We start from the raw sequence: 21,369 nt of genomic DNA on the forward strand, positions 1-21,369 counted from the left end.
GCAGAGACAAGTTTTAAAGCAGGAATAAAAAGGAAGCAGAAAAAGGCAAATAGAAATGACGCCTATCTGCCTAAAGTCCTTGCAGGGCAAGGGGCTTTCATGATCTTGCCCTTCTTGTCTATCGATAACAATAGTGTTGAACGTGCAATAAAGCCGCTAGTTATCGGCAGGAAAAACTGGCTCTTCGCCAATACTCTAAATGGTGCTGATGCTAGCGCAATGCATTACAGCATCATAGAGACCGCTAAGGCGAATGAGCTCATCATATGCAATGTATGAGCAAAGCTATGCAGGAGTTGGCGAAGCCTTAACCTGATATCGACCCACTCTTGCCCTGGAACTTCAAACTTTAATATTGCGCCCCATGGGATCATGGGGCACTTACGGTCTTCATAACCAAGGTGTTCATCTAATTTAGCACTAAACGCGGTTTCAACAGTCACCTTGGTTAACATCTTGTGGATTATGGAAGTCATTGAGATTGGATTCAGTCTTGATTTACTTAGCTTAGCAACTTCACTAGTAAAAGCATCAAGTGCTTTCTTATCCATGCTGTCTATGATTAGCTTAAACAATTGCACAGGATTCAGGGCCGTCTCCAATTGACACCTTAAATAGTAATCTCCGACCAAATAGGAGTTAGTCGCTTCCAAAAAGATCGCGGGTATAAACTTTGTCTGCTACATCTTTGATTTCTTCCACCATACGGTTAGATACGATCACATCACAAGATGCTTTAAACTCGTCCAAATCACGCATTACTTCTGAATGGAAAAAATCACTTTCTTTTAATACAGGTTCATAGACTACAACTTCAATACCTTTGGCTTTAATACGCTTCATTACACCTTGGATACTCGAAGCTCTGAAGTTATCCGAGCCTGACTTCATAACCAACCGATAAATACCTACGCGCTTAGGGTTTCGGCTAATGATAGAGTCCGCCACAAAATCTTTACGGGTACGATTAGCGTCGACAATAGCTCCAATAATCTCATTAGGTACATCTTGATAGTTTGCACGAAGTTGCTTAGTATCTTTTGGTAGGCAGTAGCCACCGTAGCCAAAGGAAGGGTTGTTATAATGACTGCCGATCCGTGGGTCTAAACCGACACCTTCGATGATTTGACGTGCGTTTAAGCCATGTGATTCAGCGTAAGAGTCCAACTCATTAAAATAGGCAACGCGCATAGCAAGGTAAGTATTTGAAAACAGCTTCACCGCTTCAGCTTCCGTACTGTCGGTATATAACACTTCGATATTCTCTTTTTTTGCCCCCTCTACCAATAGCTCAGCAAAGACTTTCGCCCTTTCACTGCGTTCACCTACAATAATACGTGATGGGTGAAGATTATCGTAAAGGGCACGACCCTCACGTAGAAACTCTGGTGAAAAAAATAAATTTTTGCAGCCAAATTCTCTTATAATTCCCTGGGTATAACCGACAGGGATAGTTGATTTGATCACCATAATCGCATTAGGGTTTATAGCCATCACATCTTTAATAACTGCCTCTACAGATGAAGTGTTGAAGTAGTTGGTTTCAACATCGTAGTCAGTAGGGGTTGCGATAATCACAAACTCAGCATCTTTGTACGCTTCTTCTTTATCCAAGGTTGCATAAAGGTTTAATTCCTTATTCTTAAGGTAGTCTTCTATTTCAGAATCAACGATAGGAGATATTTTATTGTTAATTGAATCGATTTTGTGCTGGATTATATCAAGCGCATAGACTTCATGATTCTGTGCTAAAAGCACAGCATTAGACAGACCAACATAGCCCGTACCAGAAATTGCAATTTTCATTTCAATTATTATCCGACAAGATGTTTTAAATATAAGGCTAATCGACCTGATCTCCAAGCTATCTGAGAGAGCAGATCGTTTAGGCTCTTGAAGTTAAGCTAAAAGGTTAACTAGATTACCGCAATTTAGGAGTTCCCTCCACGTCAATTGACATTACGGATTTATTACGAAAAATGTAAAGTACATCGATACGCTTTATTTTTCTGTGAACTGGTAGACCATATTGGGGCACTTCTTTTAAAGTTAAGATTAATTTGAAAAATGTCTTCATTTACGATAGGTAACGATAAACAAACAAGATATTGATCTACCTTTTAGTTTTTTTTCTTAATTCGCTAGGAAAACCACATGAGTATTTAATTTTTTCTCATCGGATGTAAGCCAGCAACCAGAACAGCCTCAACCACTATCGTATTCACCATGCAACTACAATGCTATGTCACCCAGTGGTTCCGTATTGTGCTCAACCAAGCTAAAGCGAGCCTCCTGACGCCCATGGCCTTTCTCCTGAATGGCACACTGGTCACCTTCAAACTGCTGTAGCATCCCCCGAATGAAAGACCTTATTGAGTGCACCTTCTAAACTCTTTTGGTTGCCTTTTACGGGCAGCAGGTAATCGGCATCTTTATTCACGATTTTTGTCGCCATGTTTTTTTGGCACCCCATAGCATCAATAGTAACTAGGCACCCTCTAATTGAGAACAACTCTAAAAGCTCTGGAATAGCCTTAATTTCATTGCTTTATCCCCAGTTTTGACCTGGCCTGACACCGTTTGGTTAGCAGCACTAAATGCGCTGACCATGTGGATTGCCCCACCTCGCTTCTCTTTGTTGTAAGCTCCACGAAGTGTCTCACCATTTATTGCTTTTTGTTACTTCGTGCCAATCCTGCATCCATTTCGCGAAGCAACGCTGTAGTTGCTTTGCTGAGATTAAGTTGATAACTCGGGCTATCGTGTCATGAACAGGAATACCATTGGTAAAGTCCCCATATTCTCGAAGCCAATCAAGGTTATCACGCCCGAAGTCTTCGATATCCTCCCAGCCTTCACAACCAGCGGACACAGCAGCAACCATTAAGAAAATGATATCTGTTAGCTTGTGTTCAACTTTCCACGATTGGTGTGGGTCTCGTAGAAATGTGTTCCAAAAAGCTAGTTCCGGTCATGCCATTTACTCCCAAATGAGAGTATATGATCATGACTAAATATGATCGTTAACTTTGTTGCATTTATGATCGGTTAACGATACTTTGAGTCAAAGTCTCATCACGCCTGAGCCCTTGTAGGATATGGGGCTTTCATGATCTTGCCTTTCTTTAGTATCTAACGCTTCGGCAATCTCTTGGTTTCACAAACTCTCGCTTCTAACTGTGATCGTATGCACGTTTACTTTTCAAAGTATCTGCATTTAGATAGTCGTATGGGTGACAGTTTCGGATGATTTCGCACTACTTTTTAGAATGTTAAAGCGAGTTTTTCGTTCTAAAAGGGTCACCATCGCACTAATACCTTTTTGCCTAATACCGTGTCAATTTCCCAATCCACTAAGCGATTACGGCTGGGGCAACCGCATGAGTGTTTAATTATTGCTCATCGGGCTTAAACCAGCACTCAGAACAGCCTCCAGCATTGTCGTATTCATCATGCAACGCTTTTGCTTGCCAACAATACTGAGTTTGGTTGGTTCTGAACGTAGCATATTTAGCCCTATATGACGTAGACAGGATAAGTTTTCTGCCCCGTGATCTTTGTATATTTGGCAGGCATCCTCAGCCATAGGTACATCCAATATCCAGTGCATCGACTTTATACCCCAATGCTCTCTGACTGCGTTTGCGGCCTGTTCCGCACTCAGTTGTTTTGAGCTGATGTAGTAGCGGTACTCAAGTTCGGCGTTTTTCAAGGTAGTTGTCATCATTCGCTCATTAATTAAGCGGCTATTCTCTCTGGGTTCAGATGAACCTCTCCAACTGGCTCACAGTTCCTAATTCCGCTCGACCAACGCTCAGGGTGCTTTTGCTTGACAGCAAGTAACACCTTCGCTCGATGCATTAAGATCTCTTCATCTTGACCATTGTGTCGCTGTGCTGGCGTTACATAATTCAGCTTACTGTGCTTATGCTCAGTATTGTACCAGCGCACGAAGGATTCTACCCAGTCACGGCTTACTTCTAGGTTTTCGAAGCCTTTTGTTGGCCAACTTGGCATGTACTTTACCGTGCGGAACAGTGATTCCACATAAGGGTTGTCATCACTAACTCTTGGGCGACTGTAAGATGAGGTAATGCCCAGCTCGTCCATCTTAGCTTTGAACGTCAGTGACTTCATTGGTGCACCATTGTCAGAGTGCAGCACCAGTGGTTGGTTAAAGCACTGTTCACGCATTAACGTGCGCTGTAATAGCTGTGAAGCTAACTCACCACATTCACACTCATAGACATCATAACCAACGACTTTGCGGCTGTAGATGTCCTCGATGACATACAGGTAATAGTGTTGCCCACGAACCTTTGACGGCAAGTAGGTAATGTTCCATGTAAAGACCTGATTAGGGCCTGTTGCCGTATAGCTTGTGGGTCGGGACTGTTTCTGTCGGCTCTTCTGACGTCCACGACCGTGAAGCTGACCTTCCGCTTTTAGCACTCGGTAGAAGCTTGACTCCGAGGCAATATATTCGCCCTTATCTAGCAGTGTTGGGACGATCTGAGTCGGTGGTAAGCTTGCATACTCAGGTCGGTTACACACCTCGATAATGGCCATCTGCTCTGGTGGTGTGAGCTTGTTGGCAGGCTCTGGTCTCTCGCAAGTCGGCCTTTTATCCTCTTGCCCCTCACCTTGCTGATACCAGCGGCGATAAGTTCTTAAGTCTATCTCCACTTCACAGCATGCAGGCTCTAGACGGCAACCGTTATTCCTAGCTTCATGGATCAGAGTGACTAGGTATAGCCTTTCATCGGTAGAGGTTAATCGTCCTCTAGCTCTTCCCCGTAAAAGGCTCTCAGCTTTTTTCTCAACACAAGTAGAGCCGCTGTTTCAGCAAGTGCCTTTTCCTTATGTCGGAGCTCCTTTTTGAGCTCTTTAATCTCAAGCTTATCGGCTTTGGCCTGCTTCTTGGCTTCAGCTTCACGCTCTTTACTCGACATAAAACCTTGCATGCATTCACTTCGCCAGCCTTGCACTTCTTCTGGATATAACCCTTTTTCTCGACAGTATTGACTGAGTTCATTCTCTGTCATTGAGTAGGTTTCAGCCACAATGGCTAATTTGGTTTGAGCTGACCATTGCTCTGATGAAATGTTGCTATTTGGCACTGCGGCTCCTGAGCGTCGAAGTTGTTTCCGCCAATGATACAGGGTTGCTGTACTGATGCCTTCTTCTTTTGCAACTTCCGCCACTGACATGGAATATGGGGGCAGAAGTTTCTTCAATATGGCTTCTTTTCTTTCTGCTGAGATACGAGACAAAGTTCACTCATTACCACCCAAACTGATTAAATTTTAACAGTGACAACTATCCTGCCAGAGGGGGGTAGCGTCAATTAAATAGTGATACCCAGTTGGCTTTGCACCTTTCTTGGGGCGACCACGGTTAGCATAGATTGGCTCTTTGATGATGGTGGTTTGCGCAAAGCCAAGTAAATGACACTGATGAGCAAAGTCGTTCATGGCCTGCTCAGCATCCACTGCGCAGCAAACTGTTTTTTCATTAGTTGGCCCAGTGCTTTCAGCTCTTTAGTGATATTTTTGTCTAAGTTTTTGTAGAGAGTTGCTTCTTCTCGTTTAGTTGCTTGTTCACTATGAACCAACAACCATTTTTGAGCTACAGAGCCATAGTTAGCATCAACCCAGCAACCTAAATAGCCACTGCCAATAGGTTGCAACTGCTTTGGTTGGAGGGCGAGTAGTGCTTCTTTAGCTGACTTGATAGTCATTGGGACACGAGTAATAAATTTCTGCTGTTGTTCATCCAGTAAGCGAATACTGTCTTCAGTATATAAAGCAGCATCAGCGATAAAGTAGCGGCTATTTTGAGCCGCCTTTAAACAATGAATGTGCTTCTTAGTGACTTCAGAAAATGCCTGAGCATCATTAGTGTTGCCACTGAGTGCCTGCATGTAAATAGGTAAGCCAGCTTGGTTTTCGCAAATCAGCTCTAGAACTACTTGGTATAGCTCTGGGCGGTGATCTCGGCTGTAACCTTTGACCAGTTTAATAGCATTGATATCTTCGTCTGGAGCATATTCACCATCGACGTGGAAGCTAGTGATATCAAGGTGGACAGAGTCCGTTTTAAGTTCAAGTTTATCAACAACATGCTCTGCAATCGCTTGGTAAAGTGCGGATACATCTGCGTCATACAACGCATCTAGCGTTCGTCCAAGTACATCCTCAGTTAAGTGGTGCGCTTCAATGTCTTTAGCAAGTAGCTTGGCAATTGGCTTCGTTTCGAAAAAGTCAGAGAACATATGCAGCGTTCTACTGTGAAAGCCAAGTCCATTTAGGATCATTGCTAAGACGGCATCACCATGTGAGACGTTGTGTTCGGAGTGCTTAGGAATGATGCGGTCGATAATGGCTGGTAAACCGACTTCATGGCAGAAAGCCGCAATTAGCCCTAGGTGATCTAAACGTTTAATGACAGGTTGAGGAGCAGACATAATAATCGACCGTTAAATAACAGTAATAGTTCAAAACTGGGGATCTTGGTCAAGGGGTCTTCGTCACCAGTATCTACAAATGTTCACCAGATCACACTATTTAAAATCTGGAATGTGGTGCGGAATGACGGGTACAACATACCGAAAATCCATTCGTGGCTGACTGGTGTTCCTATATTTGTCATTATTTAAGCAGTCGCAGAGATTAGTATTATGAGTTTCAAAAAGAGTGGAAATCTGGTACCTCCTCTCGGTCTACAGCGGATAACTAATGGTTTTACTGCTTGTTTCATTGTCGAGGAGAGCATACCACTTTCAGCAGTTGACTCCTTCTTCTAGACCTTTCCATCAGTGTCGCACCTGCTATCTGAAATTAGGTTCAAGCGATAGGTATTTTGCTGACAAATAGCCTTCTCATTAGTAGAGAACAATAGATCAAAGTAAGAAATGGGTTGTAAATATAATCATTAAAACCTGCCATTATATTTACATTCAAAGACAAATAAACTAACACTGGAACACGGAATTTATTTGGAAAAAGTACAATAGTTCTTACAATAACAAAATAGTAAAACAACACATAAGCTATAGAAACACCCAGCCCCATATAAGAAAAATTAGCAAATGCCTCCCCTAAAAATAACGTATTGTAAGTACCACCAATTTCCATTTCTATCCAAGATGGATTTACCGTGGCCATAACAACCTCTCCAGACCTTGGGGAGAAGTCAATACCAAGAATATTAGACAGCGTTCTGGAAATAGATTCAAACCCTAAGTTGTCATACTTAAAAATCTCCATATGTGCATAAAGAGATGATATTTCACTTATGAAAATCCTTCCAAAAAGCCCTTCTTTAAATGGAGAAAGCATATACTCTAAGTCAACATTTCTTATGAGCAATGAGTACATTGCAAACATAAATACAACAAATAACAACAATAGCTTAAACAGCTTAATTAAACTCAATTTTCGGTTGTAGTTTGTCACCAAGAAAATACTTACAAATAGAATGACAAGTGAGACTTTTTTTAGAGAAGCCAATAGAAAAAGAGCGAAAAGAAGAGTAACAAAATAGAGTAATAATGAAAAACACCTAGACCTCTCTTTTATTGAATAATAGTAGAGCAGAGATACCCAAAAAACACCTTCTATTACTACCTTCTTAAAAAGATAATCGTTTCCGGCTGAGGTGCTAATTTTTCTCAAAGCCATTATCGCGTATTGATCTTTGGCTTTAAAAACCCCTAGAATAAAATGAATATCTGAGTATAAATAGAATAGAAAAACGATAGAAATGACAAACATTATAATCCAATCTAATCTACCCACCCTACTATCACCAAATAAATCTACTCGAGAAAGGAATCTAGCGTTAACCTTACTTACATAAGTCATAGCAATAACTGTTATAGTAACGAGAGATAATATTAAAAAGTCGTTCCCAGTGTAACTTGCCACAACCTTGTTAAAGTAGTTATTTTCTCTTAAAAAATAGATAGTAATCACACCCACCCATGCGGTTATGCACAAAACTACCAAGCTAAAGGTAGCAGGCTCGGCGATCTTACTTACATATATTCTAGTTCTAAGGTTAAATGGGAAAAGCCATAGGTAAAAACAAACTAAAAAAAGTATGACAAAAAAAAACAATAGGTCCAAATTATTACCCAAATAAATTAAAATATAACCACAATGACATTCATCCAGTAGCCACATAATTACATCTGTCTTAACTAAACAAAATCACTAAGTAATATATCCACACATGAACGCTTAGAAGTTCATATTATAAAACTATCGTGACTGACTGCTAAAATAAAGTTTACATTTAAAGTAGTCCAAGGTTAAAAAAAACAAAAGAACCGACTTATAAACAGGCTTTAACATCTTCAAACCAAGAATAACTCTCATATAATATAGATGTTCAAACTTTCGATAATTAGGGAGCTTTGAACCAATTGAATTATAATGTGCTATTAACCTATTAATCCGACCGGGCATACTAAATAATAGTGAACACCTGGACCTCTTAGACTGATTACCTAGGACGTTACTAGAGTGCTGCCTATATAAAACCAGTGGTTTATCAACATAATGGGACCTTAATCCCACTAAATGACAGATTAAGACTAAGCTCCAATCGTGCATAAACTCTAAATCAAATTCGTAACTTGAATAAATATCAGCTAACCTTCTAGAAACTAACATCGTCATGCCTACTACTGGATTTGCGAAAACAACGCTAGCGTCCAAATTATTGAGATTAGATGTAAAGTATGGAGATGTATGGTTTCTAGATTTATTTAATATATGACCATCAGAGTCTGTAGTGCTTACATCAGAGAAACATAAATCAGTTGAAATGTTAGAATCTATAACATTCTTGTACTCTAGTAGCTTACTTGGCAACCATATGTCATCTTGGTCACATAGTGCTATGTAATCAAAATTTCGGGAAGAAGATAATATATCTTTAATACCAACTTTAAATCCAGCTGCAACTCCAATTGGCTTATCTTTTTCTACAATCTCAAAATCCAAATTTGTTTTCGATAGAAATGAACGTACAATATTAACCGTTTGGTCAATACTACCCCAATCATATACGTATACAACTGAAGGCTGTAGTTCCTGAGAAACTATAGACTCTAACTGTTGTTTAATGAATCTTTCGCCGTTATACGCACATAATAATACCGCAACATTCATGACTAATTACTCACATACTTGTTAATATTATTTGGGGAAAAGTATTCACTTGCCCAATTGCTAATCTTTATCCTTTGTTCAAGTGTAGGGGCTACAAGTTCAATCTCTTCAGTTTCAACTACTTTAGAAGGGAAAATTCCATAGTCATTTATTAGTCTAGATGCCTCCCCTACCCAACGGTTTGTAATAACTGGTAAACCGAAGTATGTATATTCTGCAAACTTAACACTTAAACGGGTGAACCAATCATGTGACTCAGCCATAAATATCATTCCATAATCAGCGCAGTGGAATATATCTTCCATCGTAATACCCTCTGGCAAGGTATCTATAGAATTAACATACACATTTTTAAGTGAACCTAGTTTACTAGCTAGTATTTTATCTCTATCCTGTGAGATAATTAAAAACTGTACGTCACCAGAAAAATTACAAGATATTAATTTGGTGTATAACTCAAGATTATTCCAACCACTATTCAAACTACCAAAGTATAAAACAGTTTTCTTCTTTTGATCTAAGTTTAGTTTTTCCTTTAGGGAAGTTAGACTGTAAGATTTTTCAAAACCACCATGCTCTGTTCTAAAGCAAGGGATAATAATAGTATTATCGACATCATATCTACAAGAGTAATGTTTAGCCATGCCAGAAGAGACACACACTGTACGCTCAGCAAAACGTACAATTTTACTCTCTAGCTTTATCCAATAACGATAGGACCACGAATGTTTCTTCATTCGATTAGCGGTAATACATTCAAGTGGATAGAGACTTCTTGGATCGAAAATATAATCCAAACCAAAAAACCTTTTGACATAATAAGCAATTAGCCCTGACAAATAACCTCTAGCAACCAGTTTTGTATCATTTTTTAAGCCACATTTAGCTTTCAATAATAATGCGCAAAATATAGCCCATACGCTGTAAATCACACAGAAAAAATTATATGCTACCACACTCTGAGGAATCAATACGTTTAAACTATCGACACCTTCAACTTTTCCCCTATAAAGTGGCCTATTAATACTGATAATTTCATACTTGTATTTGAAATTATGTTTGATAGGTTCAAGAAACTGTGACTTTAAAAGTCCACAACTCAGATTTTCATTAACAGACAAGAAAATGTACTTCATTGAAATGCTCCAACTTTTTCTCTACCAGACAAAGCCAATAGTAATTGTATCGTGAACTTTAGAGAAACAATAAATATCGAGAAGAAAACTTGAATCTGAGCTGAATCAATAACTCCCACACTGGATATCAACAACAATGACATAACAAATATGTTTGTAGCAAGATCATATTTTTCAAGCCCATTTTTATATACATTAAGACCAACGCAGCCCGAAAAAGTAATTAGCAGTCCAAGTAATAACAGGGCAAAAAGCTGATAGGAATCACTGAAGTTATATAAAATCGCTATAGAAAAATAAGATAATAAGATAACAAAAAGCATCGCTTTAGAAATTTTTCTAATTACATCAAACCCACCAGAGTCCAGTTTAATTATAATTTGCTCCTTTATTATTACAGAAACAACATAAGCCATAGGTAATACTAACCCCACAGCATAAACAAACACCGCATCCATAGATTCACTATTCTTACTAACAACATGATACATGATTGGCATATGAATCATGTCAAAAATCATAGAAAAATTTCTTTTTGCAATACGACTTTTAAACCTCCAAAAAAAACCTAAAAATTCGTCCTTACTAAATGAAAATTTAATTTTATAGTAATTTACAACGAAGAAGACGACAAAAGCGCATATCACCCCTTGTATAAACAGTTGCCCTTCAGAATCAATCACGCTACCATCCAACTCCTTTAATAAATATAGAGTCAAAATAGATCCTGTAATTAATAGTGATCTTCCATATCTTAACAGCACTACTCCTTCTGTTTTTTTACAGAAAAGGAAGTATTGAGTTAGAAGTTTAAGAAATGCGTAAAATATAGCAGAGAAGATTATTGAGAATGGAATGTATTTATGCCCAACAATTGAGAACAACACTAAAGAAACTAAGGAAAACAAGAGTAAAGTGAAGAATGAAGAATTCAATAGTGATGATATTTTCACACTATCACCTTCGGGACTAATATAAAGTTCAATAATCGACAAGTAGAGAAATGTCGACATATATATCGCCCAAGCATTTATGGATAGATAATTTGCGTATTGAGCTTTATCATCAAGCAAAAATATTAGTGTGACATTGAGGAAATAAGATACCCCTGATGCAATAAGTGACGAAAGCATGAAAACATACTTGTTTTTTAATAGACCAATCATTGATTGAATCCTACATGTTAACAATTAGCGAAACCATCGTAAACTTATTCGATGGTTTCAGGGTAAATTAATGCTCAATTATTTTTCTAACATAGTCTACAAAGCCTTTTGAAAATATCCCCATATTCTTTGTTTTTTTTCCAAACTTAAATATAAGACTATCTTTCATTGTTCTATAGTCACTATGGAATTTCCTTTCTTGCCCCATATACAAATCAAAATCCTCTCTAGAAATTCTCAATTTTTTGCAAAAATAGTGTATTTCGGCCTGAGCCTCCCTACCAGTAACGTCCTCATTTTCAAGTTTATGCAAACACTCTTCTCTGCTCATGTCACCATTTAAAACTAGAGCAGAGTAATGGGCTCTTCGTTTATCGAATCCAAAACGAACAGGAAGGAAATAATTTTGATAGAAACGTGTAATGAATGACTCACCGTGTTTTCTTGGGTACTCAACCCATCCTAACTCACGTTCACATCGACTTACTGCTAATGTTTTAGAGTATTCGGTATACTTTAGTGGACGAACAATGCTTAAGCCGCCACCTAACTGTTCGTATAAGCTTTTATACCAGTTTTTAAAAGGCAACCTAGCCGGACTGCTTACGCTAAATTTCTCGTATAGACCTTTTAAGTAGATAGGATCTCGTTGGCCATAAGACCAATCCGAACCCATTACACCTTCAGTTTGAGGGTTAGTCCCTGACAGAACATATTTTATATCAAACCTTTTAGCTACCTTTCTTAAAGCGTAGTTAATAAATAAATCTGTAGGGGCTTCGAGATCAGGTACTCCAGCTTTTAGGATTGCCAATTGCATTAATCGAAACTCTTCCCAATCTATTACCTCTGTGTACAAATCGATACCTAATATACTAAGCTGCTTATGAATATTAATGTTTGCTAAACCACTGTTCCACCCATTGTCAATATGAACAGCTAGTGGCTTGAGACCTAAGTCTCGAACTGCATGCAAAATTAAGTATGAGCTGTCCAAGCCTCCACTTACGCCGATAATACAATTATATTTACCTTCACAACTCCTAATTTCAGCTAGTTGCTGTGCGAAAGCTTCTGTTTCTTGTGTAGTAACAACATTAAGTTCGTCGTATTTCTTGCAATGATTACAAACACCTTCTGAATCAAATGTTATATTTGAGTCTGATGTATCCATTACACACTTAGAACATACTGTATATTTCTCAGCCATCAAATTTATCATCCTTTTACACTATATTCCGTGGGGTAATGAGTAAGCGGTGACTTCAAATCAGAATAAAGACTTATCGCTGTTGTAGATAAAACCCCATCGATATTTTTAAATTTCGAAACATTGTGAAAGTCTTTCAGACCACCCGATAGAAGAATTGGTAACTCTCCTACTTCTTCACTCAAGCATTCTATCACAGCAAAGTCCAAACCTATTTCTTTTCCATCTCGACTGACATTATTCAAGATAACCTCTCCAATCATATCTGTCGGAATGTTGTCGATAAGATCTGATAACTTACCTATACGATTTTTTCGATATTCGCCTCCAACAATATAACGTTCACCTGCAATCTCGATATAATCGATGGATACAGCTACAGCTTGCCTACCAAACCTTTCTGCTAACCTGGATACTTTATCCACATTCGACCATAGAGAGTCAGAAATAATAATTTTCTCTGCTCCCGAAGAAATCAACCTTGTATAATCTTCGATTTCATCACATACACCACCGACCGTAACAGGTGAACGACACACAGACAAAATATCTTCTACAAACTTCATGTTTGGTGCAGAGCGAACAAAGTTTAAAACTAACTCCTGACTACCTTGGTCAGAGAGGATATTACATATGTTGATCGGGCAACCTAAGTAGACGTTCGGCTGGAATTGCTCTGTTTGGTAAGCAATCCCTTCAAAAATTGTTACTTTAGCGATAATTCTCTGATTCATTAATAATTTCTTCTAGTAATCGGTCACCGAACTCATAACTTTTTTCTGGGTGATATTGAAAAAAGAATCCATTCTTAGCGCGGAAGCTAGCTAATAGGTTTATATTGTGATCAAGATAAACTGCATCTTCTATAATCGAGTCATCAAAAACTTCCGAATCTGGAACTGTATAAGAATGCATAAAGTAAAAATTACCAGTATCACTTAATTCTCGCCAGCCAATATTAGGGACTTTTTCTCTACCTGGAGGTATTTTTTTTACATTGCCAGGTATAAGAGAAAGCCCTTTAAGGCTCCCCTCTTCACTGGATTCAAAACATATCTGCATCCCTAGACAAATACCAATCATAAATCCATTATTCTTAAAATGATCAACAACTTTGTCCTTGAGACCATTTTCTTTCAAAAAAGAAATACACGTGTCAAAACTTCCTACACCAGGTAGAACTAAACATATATCATGAGTTATATCTCTAGGCTCACTAGAAATGACATAGTCTACACTTGAACGCTTTAACCAGTATTCGACAGCAGAAACATTAGCACCTGGCAAATTTAGAATTACAAATTTGTTCATTCTGAGACGTCCAACATGTTGACTATACTTTGACACTCATCGCTGTACTTCTCTAACCATGGATGTGAGTTTCGCCATTGCCCAATATTATTTTTAGATATTTCTGGTTTGAACCTCTCTGTAATACGAGTTTCCATTAACTCTGGCACAAATTTTTTCAACCTTTCTAATTCGCAATCATAGTCATTGCACAATGATTCAAAACCGACAATGTGGATTCTCTCTGGGTTACTCGATTTTAGCTCTATTAGTTGATGGTACATTCTCTTCTGCCATTTGATAAACTGTTCTATATCATAAGGCATCGCTAACCATCCAACTCTGTGAGAGTCAGCATATACATCTAGAAGGTCACGAACAACGACCACTATCTTAGATTCCTTATGCATCTTTAGTATTGAGTCTGCAAATAGAATGCTAAAGTTTTCATTGATAGCAAAATGCTTGTTTCCAGTTTCTTCTAAATGGTTAAATAATTGCTTCTCCACAGCAGAACCAATAATAGATAATGCTTCATCTCTCGTTGAAAAGTCAGTTAACCACATCTGCTTATTGACTAAATCTTTCTTCCAGAATTTTCTCTTCATCACAAAGTTAGCTGAAGCTAAAATTGATTGTGAGTTTCCGTACCAAAGACCCTTATAACCTTCGCAACCAAACTCCTTCTTTATGTCTTGCTCAATGTTTATATAGGCGTCCTTCACATAACTCGGTAGTTTTAACTTACTATATGGACCAAAACCAGGGTTAGTTAGTTGTTTGACAAGCTTAGTAAAGCGATTAACACCTGTAGTGATATAAAACATACTTGTTTCACCACTAAGCTTTTTACCAAGATCAACTAAGCCATCTGGGTCGACCCATATACGCCATTCTTGACTAGGGCACAACACACCATTATATTCTGATAATACATCACATAGAGCACTAGAGCCTGTAGAGCCCAACCCTGCGACAAACAGTAAAGATTTTTTTTCAACCAACGAAGATACCTCTATCTATCTTAACTATTTTCCAACGTAAAATTATCCCCTTCGCTCTTTGTAGTTTCAGAACGTAATGATAGGAGAGTATTATTTATTAATGTAGAAGAGGTGGATTTAGTATAAGGAAAATAAACTAGTCTAACACCAGCATCTGTCATTTCCTTATCAATTTGTTTCCACTTATCAGTTTTATACCAGTCATCACCAACAAACATAATATTAAACTTGTATCGATTAAAAGCATCCATCTTATCCATAGTTGATTGCTCTACAGCTAGATCTACATATTTGCACGCTGAAACTATTTCTAGTCTCTCTTCAAATGGTATAACTGATTTTTTGTTCTTGTACGAAACTAGTTCATCGTTAGTCACACCAACAATCAACCGATCGCACATAGCCTTAGCATTACGTAGAACTCTTACATGTCCAACATGAAAAAGATCAAAAACACCTGTTGTATAGCCGACTACCATCCCAGCACCTCTAAGTTAAACTCTCTAAATTTTTCATACTCTTCAAAGCGACTATTGTGAGCACTAAAAGTTGAACTGAAACCAATTTTCTTACGATTAATCGGCCCAAACATACCTAGATTTTCACACATTTTTCTTAATGGAAGTTTTGAATAACTGTTGTCGATCTTATCCGAAGCTTTCCTGCGATATAAATAGCTAACAAGCTCATTGCTCACAAAGGGGACTCTTGCCTCTTTCGATGCTGCCATACTTGCAGTATCCATTCTTCTCAGCAATCCCGTTAAATGAACGTTATAGAAAAAGTCTTCAAGAAACTCGATTGGCTTCTTATTAACTTTTAAAGCGAAAAGATATTCTTCAAGTCTCTTAGTGCATAGCTCCTTGGGAGCATATGCATATAGCTCAAAAAATTGATCAAGTGTAAAGTCATCGTTATTTTGGCTAAACTCTCTAAATATTCGATCGTAGCCAAAGAATATCTCATCCGCTCCTTCACCAGTCAGAACAACCTTTTCTTCTGCAGCCATTTGATTACAAATCGCATAAATCATGCCTTCATTCGGCACACTCAAAGGCTCACCACGCAACTCAATTAGGTGCTTCCACAACTTTGTCAATTCCTCTTCTGATAGAGTCAAAGATTCAATCGACTTCCCCAGCATACGAGCAGTCTCTTTAGCTTCAGCTATCTCATTGTGCTCTTGAAGGCCTACCGTATAAGTTTTTTGTGCTGAACTAAGTTTAGTAATAAGCGAACTATCGATTCCGCCAGATAGGAGGCATACATTAGTTACATCACTTAGCTCGTGGAAGCTAACTGAATCACTTAATAAGCGCTCAACGGTGGCTTGATCAAGCTCCTCAGCTTGAGAACGGCTAGCTATTTCAAGTAAATCAACTAGTTCTCCATTTTTAAGGATAGTACCAGGTAGAACTTCATCAATTTCATTGAAGAACGTTTTCCCTGGCATTGGACGACGAATCAAACTCCACTCAGCTATAGATTCCTTACTTACAGAACAATCCACTAACTCCCTAATTGAGATAGTTTCTGATGATAAAAAGATTCCTTGCTCATTACTTGCCATAAAGAGTGGCTTAATACCAAACCTATCCCTGGCTGCCCACCAGTCATTCTCTTTAAGATCGTAAATCACAAGTGCAAACATGCCATCTAACATCGAGAAGATTTCTTGGCCTACTGATGCAAACCCTTCAATTAATGTCTCGGTATCACAGTCAGTATCACATGACAAACTTAGGCGCTTTCTAATCTCTAAATGATTATAAATTTCGCCATTATAGATAATTTTATAACGACCACATTTAGATGACATCGGTTGATCTGTCGACGTAGTTAGATCTAAAATAGACAATCTAACATGTCCTAAATGAATGTCGTCAATATTAAGATAACCAAAAGCATCTGGCCCACGCCATTCTTGCTTTTTCAAAGCTCTAACAAAATCCAACTCATTAATATTTTGAGATGACTTTGCGAAAAATATTCCACACATGATTAGCTATTTTTTCTTACATCTTGTTTGTATAAAAATTTCGAATTTCATTGCAAACTCGAACGATAGATTCATCCGGCATTTCTGGATAAATCGGTAATGATAGAATTCGGCTCTGGTTTTTGTATGCATTAGGGAATTCTTCATACTCATGGCCAAATCGTTCATAAGCTTGTAAGAATGGCAACGCTACTGGATAATTTATAGACGTTTGTATATTCTTCTGCTTTAGGTGTTCTACTAGCTCATCACGATTATCTACACGTATAACATATAGATGCCAAACATGCTCATTGCCTCCAGCTATCTGTGGGCACCCTACCTCTTCAATTCCTTCAAGTAATTCTGTGTACCTTGTTGCTACTCGTTGGCGATCTTTCGTCCATCCAGCCAGATACTTGAGTTTAACATTTAGAATTGCAGCTTGAAGTCCATCTAAACGACTGTTAATTCCCTCAATATCATGAACACCTTTTACTAACCCACCGTGCCTTGCAAATTTTGCCATACGCTCTGCTAGTTGCTTATCGTTAGTAGTTGCTGCTCCAGCATCTCCCATCGCCCCCAGGTTTTTGCCTGGATAAAATGAGAAACTAGCAACCTCTCCGAAGGTACCAACTAGCTTGTTCTTGTGGGTAGCTAAATGCGCCTGAGCACAATCTTCAAGAACCCATAATGAATGTTCTTCAGCTATTGCCATTATCTCGGTCATATTTGCTGCTTGACCATATAAATGAACAGGTATGATCCCCACTGTTTTATCAGTAATCTTAGCTTTAATTTCTTCAGGGTCTATAGTAAAAGTATCCGGCTCGGTATCACAAAAGACTACTGTTCCTCCCGCTTGAGTAATTGTCTCAGTAGTTGAGATCCAAGAGTGGGCTGGAGCAATAACTTCTTGACCCTCTTTTAGGTCAAGAGCCTTCATTGCAATATATAGAGAGTCCGTACCATTAGCACAAGAGACACAATTTTCTACTTGCATTAATTCAGCATAATTCACTTCAAAAGCTTCAACGTGCGGACCACGAACAAAGCTGGTATTTTCCAATACATCATGTATAGCATTGTCGATTTCAGTTTTCATAGACTGGTAATGAGCGTACAAGTCGTTAAAAGGTATACCTTTATTCATATAGTACCTATTATAGTTTTCTAATTAATTTGGCCGGGTTTCCAACATATATTCCCGGCACAGTGATATCTTTTGTGACAACTGCACCCGCACCAACTACCACGTTATCACATATTGATACGGGCAAGACTGTTACATTACTGCCTAGGGAAACGTCATTACCAATCAAGGTTGAGCACCATTTTGACTGGTCTCCATTTGCAGGCCCGCCTGATGAAAAAAGATCATTTACAAACATTACTCCGTGACCAACAAAGCAATCCGCACCAATCGTAACTAATTCACAAATAAACGTGTGAGATTGAATTTTGGTTCGCTCTCCGATCCTAACTCCTTTTTGAATCTCAACGAATGGCCCAACAAATACATCGTCACCTAAGATACATTCATAAAGGTTTACAGGTTCTATAACTTTAATCTGTTTACCAAAGGTAACATTTCTGATAGCGACTTCTTGTTGAGCAAACATCTATTTATTGTTCCTACCCAAGCGACAGTTTTTTGGTTTAAATCTCAAATAAACTTCTTTTTTAGTCTCTATTGACTCATAAATCGCATTGATCAGCTCTAGGCTTTTTCTACCTTGAAGACCATCAACTAGATGCTTTTTATTATTTTCTATAGCATCAACAACATGTTCGTAATAAGCCTGATGTCCAAACCCATAAACATTTGGTGGATTAACTGAATACTGACTCAGAATTCCTTCGTCACCATCTCGTGATTCAGAGAAGTTCCATGATTTCATTTCATTAACAGCAAAACCGCCAATTTCGACAGTTCCTCTTGCACCTAAAACAGAAATAGAACCTTCCAAATCTTTAGGCCTAACTGCAGTTGTTGCCTCTATGATACCTAAAGCACCATTTTTGAAACGAACATTTACAATTGCAGTATCCTCCGCTTCTATATCAACCAGAGCCCTAGTACTCATTGCGTGAACACTCTCAACTTCGCCCATCATCCATTCAAGCAAGTCAATATGATGGCTTGCTTGGTTAGTTAATACACCACCATCCATAGCCCAGGTTCCACGCCAAGAATCTTGATCATAATATGCTTGAGGGCGACACCAACGCACACGAACTGTACCCAAGACTAATTGACCAAATCGACCATCCTCCAAAGCTTCACGTAGTTTTACCACAGGTACGTTGAATCGATTTTGTTTAACAACAAATAGTTTCACCCCTGCCGAGTCACAAGCTTCAATCATTCGGTCGGCATCATCCAATGTCAGCGCCATCGGTTTTTCAACAATAATGTGCTTTCCATACGAAGCCAATTCAACTACGTTATCTGCATGGTTACCACTTTCAGTGAGAACGACAAATACATCAATATTTTCACTCTTGGCCATTTCATGCATATCAGTAAAATAGGGAACATCAAACTGTTCACCTATTTTCTCAGCTTTTTCTTCGATAATATCACAGACAGCTGCCAAACGGGCACCTTCAATTTGACCAAATCCAAGTAGCTCAGAATGCCTTTTGGCAATACGGCCGCAACCTACCAACGCTAAATTCAACATTTTTTGTCCCTAATCCAAATTAATTATTTCGTAATGATGTGGTCACTTATCACACTAACTAATAAAACTCTATATTACACCTAAGTAGAACCCAAATTTAATGCTTGAGTTGATGGTATTAATAGAGGTTCTCATACTGTTCATTGATCTGACTCCATGTGTAATTTTCTCGAGCAACAGACAATAATTTTCTACCCGACAAAATCCAACTCTCATCTCTCCCTGCAAGATGTTTCCGTAAATCTTCGCTATTGCTAAAATATATTGCATGGTCATGTGTTGAATGCCTATTGAAGTCACAGTCATACGCGATAATCGGAACATCAAAATGCATCATTTCAACTAAAGATGGGTTAGTTCCACCAGCGGAATGTCCATGTATATACACAGAACAATTTCTTCTCAAAGAATACAACACATCCAAGTCATAAATTGGCTCAATGATATCTATGTTATCATAAGTTGAGTACTTCTTTTTTAGCCTTTGACCATATTCATTGCTCCCCCAATTACCAACAAACTTTAGGTGTTCATCGGTTCTCGAGAACGCTTTCAAAATCATCTCTATATTATTTTCAGGCTCAATTCGACATATGGATAAAGCATATTCTTTTTCTATACGATCAATCTCTATATTTCTAATTGCATGATCACCACCATACGCAATAACAGCACTATCAACACCATATTCCTTGCGTACATAGTCATATATTGCCTTATTATCGGTTACAATTGAATCAGAATATTTTACTGCCATTGACTCTGAAATCTTTAGGAATTTCTTAGCTAATTTATTCCACTTGCCTCTGCGCCACTCCATCCCATCTATATTAGTAATTATTTTCCCACTAAATAGCTTGGAAAATATAGGAAGGAAAATGCACCCAGAAACACCTAGAATCAATACTATGTCAGGCCGACTTTTAAGACATTTGATTAGTGACCAAATGTCATATGGCACACTTTGCATTCCATTAGCTTTAATTGGCAAATAAACTAGATTAGCACCATTACAGCTATCCAACTTTTCAGTGTAATTATATGATGAACAGAAAACACTATATTTAATTTCGTCACTTGCATTATTAACTAAGTTCTCTACTAAAGATTCAAAGCCACCATAGCAAGCTGGGATACCAGCAGTCCCAATTACAAAGATCGTTTTCATAATATGTGAACTAACTCTTTAAGTGTCATTGCTTCTTCATCTTTTTGGGATAGCATAGGAGCGTCATTGAGAGGCCAATCTATATTTATATCGTCATCACTCCAAAGGAGCGAAACTTCATATTCAGGAGCATAGTAATCTGTACACTTGTAAACAAATTCAGTTTCATCACTTATCACATAAAAGCCATGAGCAAAACCTTCTGGAATCCATAGTTGACGTTTATTCTCTGCAGACAAATATACGCCAACCCATAGACCAAATGTTGATGATTCCTTTCTAATATCAACAGCCACATCAAATACTTCACCAGAAACGACTCTAACCAATTTTCCTTGAGTATTTTCCGTTTGGTAATGTAAGCCCCGCAGAATTCCTTTCTTGGATTTCGAGTGATTATCTTGAACAAATTGCGTTGGTTTACTTGTGACCAATTCTTCAAACTGCTTTTGGTTCCAAGTTTCCATGAAGAAGCCACGCTCATCACCATATACACTTGGCTCGATGATTTTTACCTCAGGAATACGAGACTCTATTACTTTCATTTT

17 protein-coding genes and 5 pseudogenes are annotated in these 21,369 nt (G+C 38.3%); 1 reads left to right on the forward strand and 21 read right to left on the reverse strand.

The genetic code is table 11. The features are described 5' to 3' along the window. Window positions 1-114: 114 nt before the first annotated feature. Window positions 115-311 (forward strand): annotated as a pseudogene (locus J4N39_RS13795) (IS66 family transposase); the annotation flags it as partial. Between the two features lie 78 nt (window positions 312-389). On the opposite strand, the pseudogene J4N39_RS23050 reads toward J4N39_RS13795, so the two are convergent. The 21 genes and pseudogenes from J4N39_RS23050 to rfbC form a co-directional block, all read right to left on the reverse strand. Continuing rightward, window positions 390-551 (reverse strand): annotated as a pseudogene (locus tag J4N39_RS23050) (IS256 family transposase); the annotation flags it as partial. Window positions 552-639: 88 nt separating this feature from the next. After that, entirely contained in the window at window positions 640-1,806 is a 1,167-nt protein-coding gene (locus J4N39_RS13800; protein WP_252020443.1) for a nucleotide sugar dehydrogenase, read from the reverse strand. A gap of 432 nt (window positions 1,807-2,238) precedes the next feature. After that, a pseudogene (locus tag J4N39_RS13805) lies at window positions 2,239-2,975 on the reverse strand (ISAs1 family transposase); the annotation flags it as partial. Between the two features lie 413 nt (window positions 2,976-3,388). Beyond that, a pseudogene (locus J4N39_RS13810) lies at window positions 3,389-3,709 on the reverse strand (ISAs1 family transposase); the annotation flags it as partial. 29 nt (window positions 3,710-3,738) lie between these two features. Next, a protein-coding gene (locus tag J4N39_RS13815; RefSeq protein ID WP_503063693.1) for an IS3 family transposase occupies window positions 3,739-5,273 on the reverse strand; the annotation gives its coding sequence in 2 pieces (ribosomal slippage) (window positions 3,739-4,820 and window positions 4,820-5,273; 1,536 coding nt in all). A gap of 60 nt (window positions 5,274-5,333) precedes the next feature. Continuing rightward, window positions 5,334-6,466, reverse strand: a pseudogene (locus J4N39_RS13820) (IS1634 family transposase); the annotation flags it as partial. A gap of 379 nt (window positions 6,467-6,845) precedes the next feature. Then, window positions 6,846-7,976: a hypothetical protein gene (locus J4N39_RS13825; RefSeq protein ID WP_252020446.1), complete on the reverse strand. Its 1,131-nt coding sequence runs from the start codon at window positions 7,974-7,976 to the stop codon at window positions 6,846-6,848. A 288-nt stretch (window positions 7,977-8,264) separates the two neighbouring features. Beyond that, the gene (locus J4N39_RS23020; protein WP_353505600.1) at window positions 8,265-9,179 is read right to left on the reverse strand and encodes a glycosyltransferase; all 915 of its coding nucleotides are present in this window, start codon (window positions 9,177-9,179) and stop codon (window positions 8,265-8,267) included. Between the two features lie 2 nt (window positions 9,180-9,181). After that, window positions 9,182-10,315 carry a glycosyltransferase family protein gene (locus J4N39_RS13830; protein ID WP_252020447.1) on the reverse strand — a complete coding sequence of 378 codons (1,134 nt, stop codon included), beginning with the start codon at window positions 10,313-10,315 and terminating at the stop codon, window positions 9,182-9,184. Continuing rightward, window positions 10,312-11,481 carry a hypothetical protein gene (locus J4N39_RS13835; protein ID WP_252020448.1) on the reverse strand — a complete coding sequence of 390 codons (1,170 nt, stop codon included), beginning with the start codon at window positions 11,479-11,481 and terminating at the stop codon, window positions 10,312-10,314. Before J4N39_RS13835 ends, J4N39_RS13830 begins: the two co-directional genes overlap by 4 nt. Before the next feature lie 67 nt (window positions 11,482-11,548). Beyond that, window positions 11,549-12,691 (reverse strand): N-acetyl sugar amidotransferase, encoded by a 1,143-nt coding sequence (locus tag J4N39_RS13840; RefSeq protein ID WP_252020449.1) that lies wholly within the window; start codon window positions 12,689-12,691, stop codon window positions 11,549-11,551. 8 nt (window positions 12,692-12,699) lie between these two features. Beyond that, window positions 12,700-13,425 carry a HisA/HisF-related TIM barrel protein gene (locus J4N39_RS13845; protein ID WP_252020451.1) on the reverse strand — a complete coding sequence of 242 codons (726 nt, stop codon included), beginning with the start codon at window positions 13,423-13,425 and terminating at the stop codon, window positions 12,700-12,702. Further along, the gene (hisH, locus tag J4N39_RS13850; RefSeq protein WP_252020453.1) at window positions 13,403-14,002 is read right to left on the reverse strand and encodes an imidazole glycerol phosphate synthase subunit HisH; all 600 of its coding nucleotides are present in this window, start codon (window positions 14,000-14,002) and stop codon (window positions 13,403-13,405) included. The genes J4N39_RS13845 and hisH overlap by 23 nt, the downstream gene beginning before the upstream one ends. After that, window positions 13,999-14,985, reverse strand: coding sequence for a sulfotransferase (locus J4N39_RS13855; protein ID WP_252020455.1), 987 nt, complete (start codon window positions 14,983-14,985; stop codon window positions 13,999-14,001). Before J4N39_RS13855 ends, hisH begins: the two co-directional genes overlap by 4 nt. 20 nt (window positions 14,986-15,005) lie before the next feature. Continuing rightward, window positions 15,006-15,464, reverse strand: a complete 459-nt coding sequence (locus tag J4N39_RS13860) for an FAD synthase family protein (protein ID WP_252020457.1) — start codon at window positions 15,462-15,464, stop codon at window positions 15,006-15,008. Further along, the gene (asnB, locus tag J4N39_RS13865) at window positions 15,458-16,984 is read right to left on the reverse strand and encodes an asparagine synthase (glutamine-hydrolyzing) (RefSeq protein ID WP_252020459.1); all 1,527 of its coding nucleotides are present in this window, start codon (window positions 16,982-16,984) and stop codon (window positions 15,458-15,460) included. The genes J4N39_RS13860 and asnB overlap by 7 nt, the downstream gene beginning before the upstream one ends. Before the next feature lie 16 nt (window positions 16,985-17,000). After that, window positions 17,001-18,119 carry a DegT/DnrJ/EryC1/StrS family aminotransferase gene (locus tag J4N39_RS13870; protein WP_252020461.1) on the reverse strand — a complete coding sequence of 373 codons (1,119 nt, stop codon included), beginning with the start codon at window positions 18,117-18,119 and terminating at the stop codon, window positions 17,001-17,003. Window positions 18,120-18,129: 10 nt separating this feature from the next. After that, a complete protein-coding gene (locus J4N39_RS13875; protein ID WP_252020463.1) occupies window positions 18,130-18,588 on the reverse strand; it encodes an acyltransferase in 459 nt (152 codons plus the stop codon). Further along, entirely contained in the window at window positions 18,589-19,653 is a 1,065-nt protein-coding gene (locus J4N39_RS13880) for a Gfo/Idh/MocA family protein (protein WP_252020465.1), read from the reverse strand. It lies immediately after the preceding gene. A gap of 118 nt (window positions 19,654-19,771) precedes the next feature. Further along, window positions 19,772-20,821, reverse strand: coding sequence for a DUF1972 domain-containing protein (locus tag J4N39_RS13885; RefSeq protein WP_252020467.1), 1,050 nt, complete (start codon window positions 20,819-20,821; stop codon window positions 19,772-19,774). Then, on the reverse strand, window positions 20,818-21,366 hold the full coding sequence (gene rfbC / locus J4N39_RS13890; protein WP_252020469.1) for a dTDP-4-dehydrorhamnose 3,5-epimerase: 549 nt from the start codon (window positions 21,364-21,366) through the stop codon (window positions 20,818-20,820). The genes J4N39_RS13885 and rfbC overlap by 4 nt, the downstream gene beginning before the upstream one ends. Between the last annotated feature and the right edge of the window lie 3 nt (window positions 21,367-21,369).

Origin of the sequence: Vibrio sp. SCSIO 43136 (genome assembly GCF_023716565.1) — a bacterium.
Lineage (GTDB): Bacteria > Pseudomonadota > Gammaproteobacteria > Enterobacterales > Vibrionaceae > Vibrio.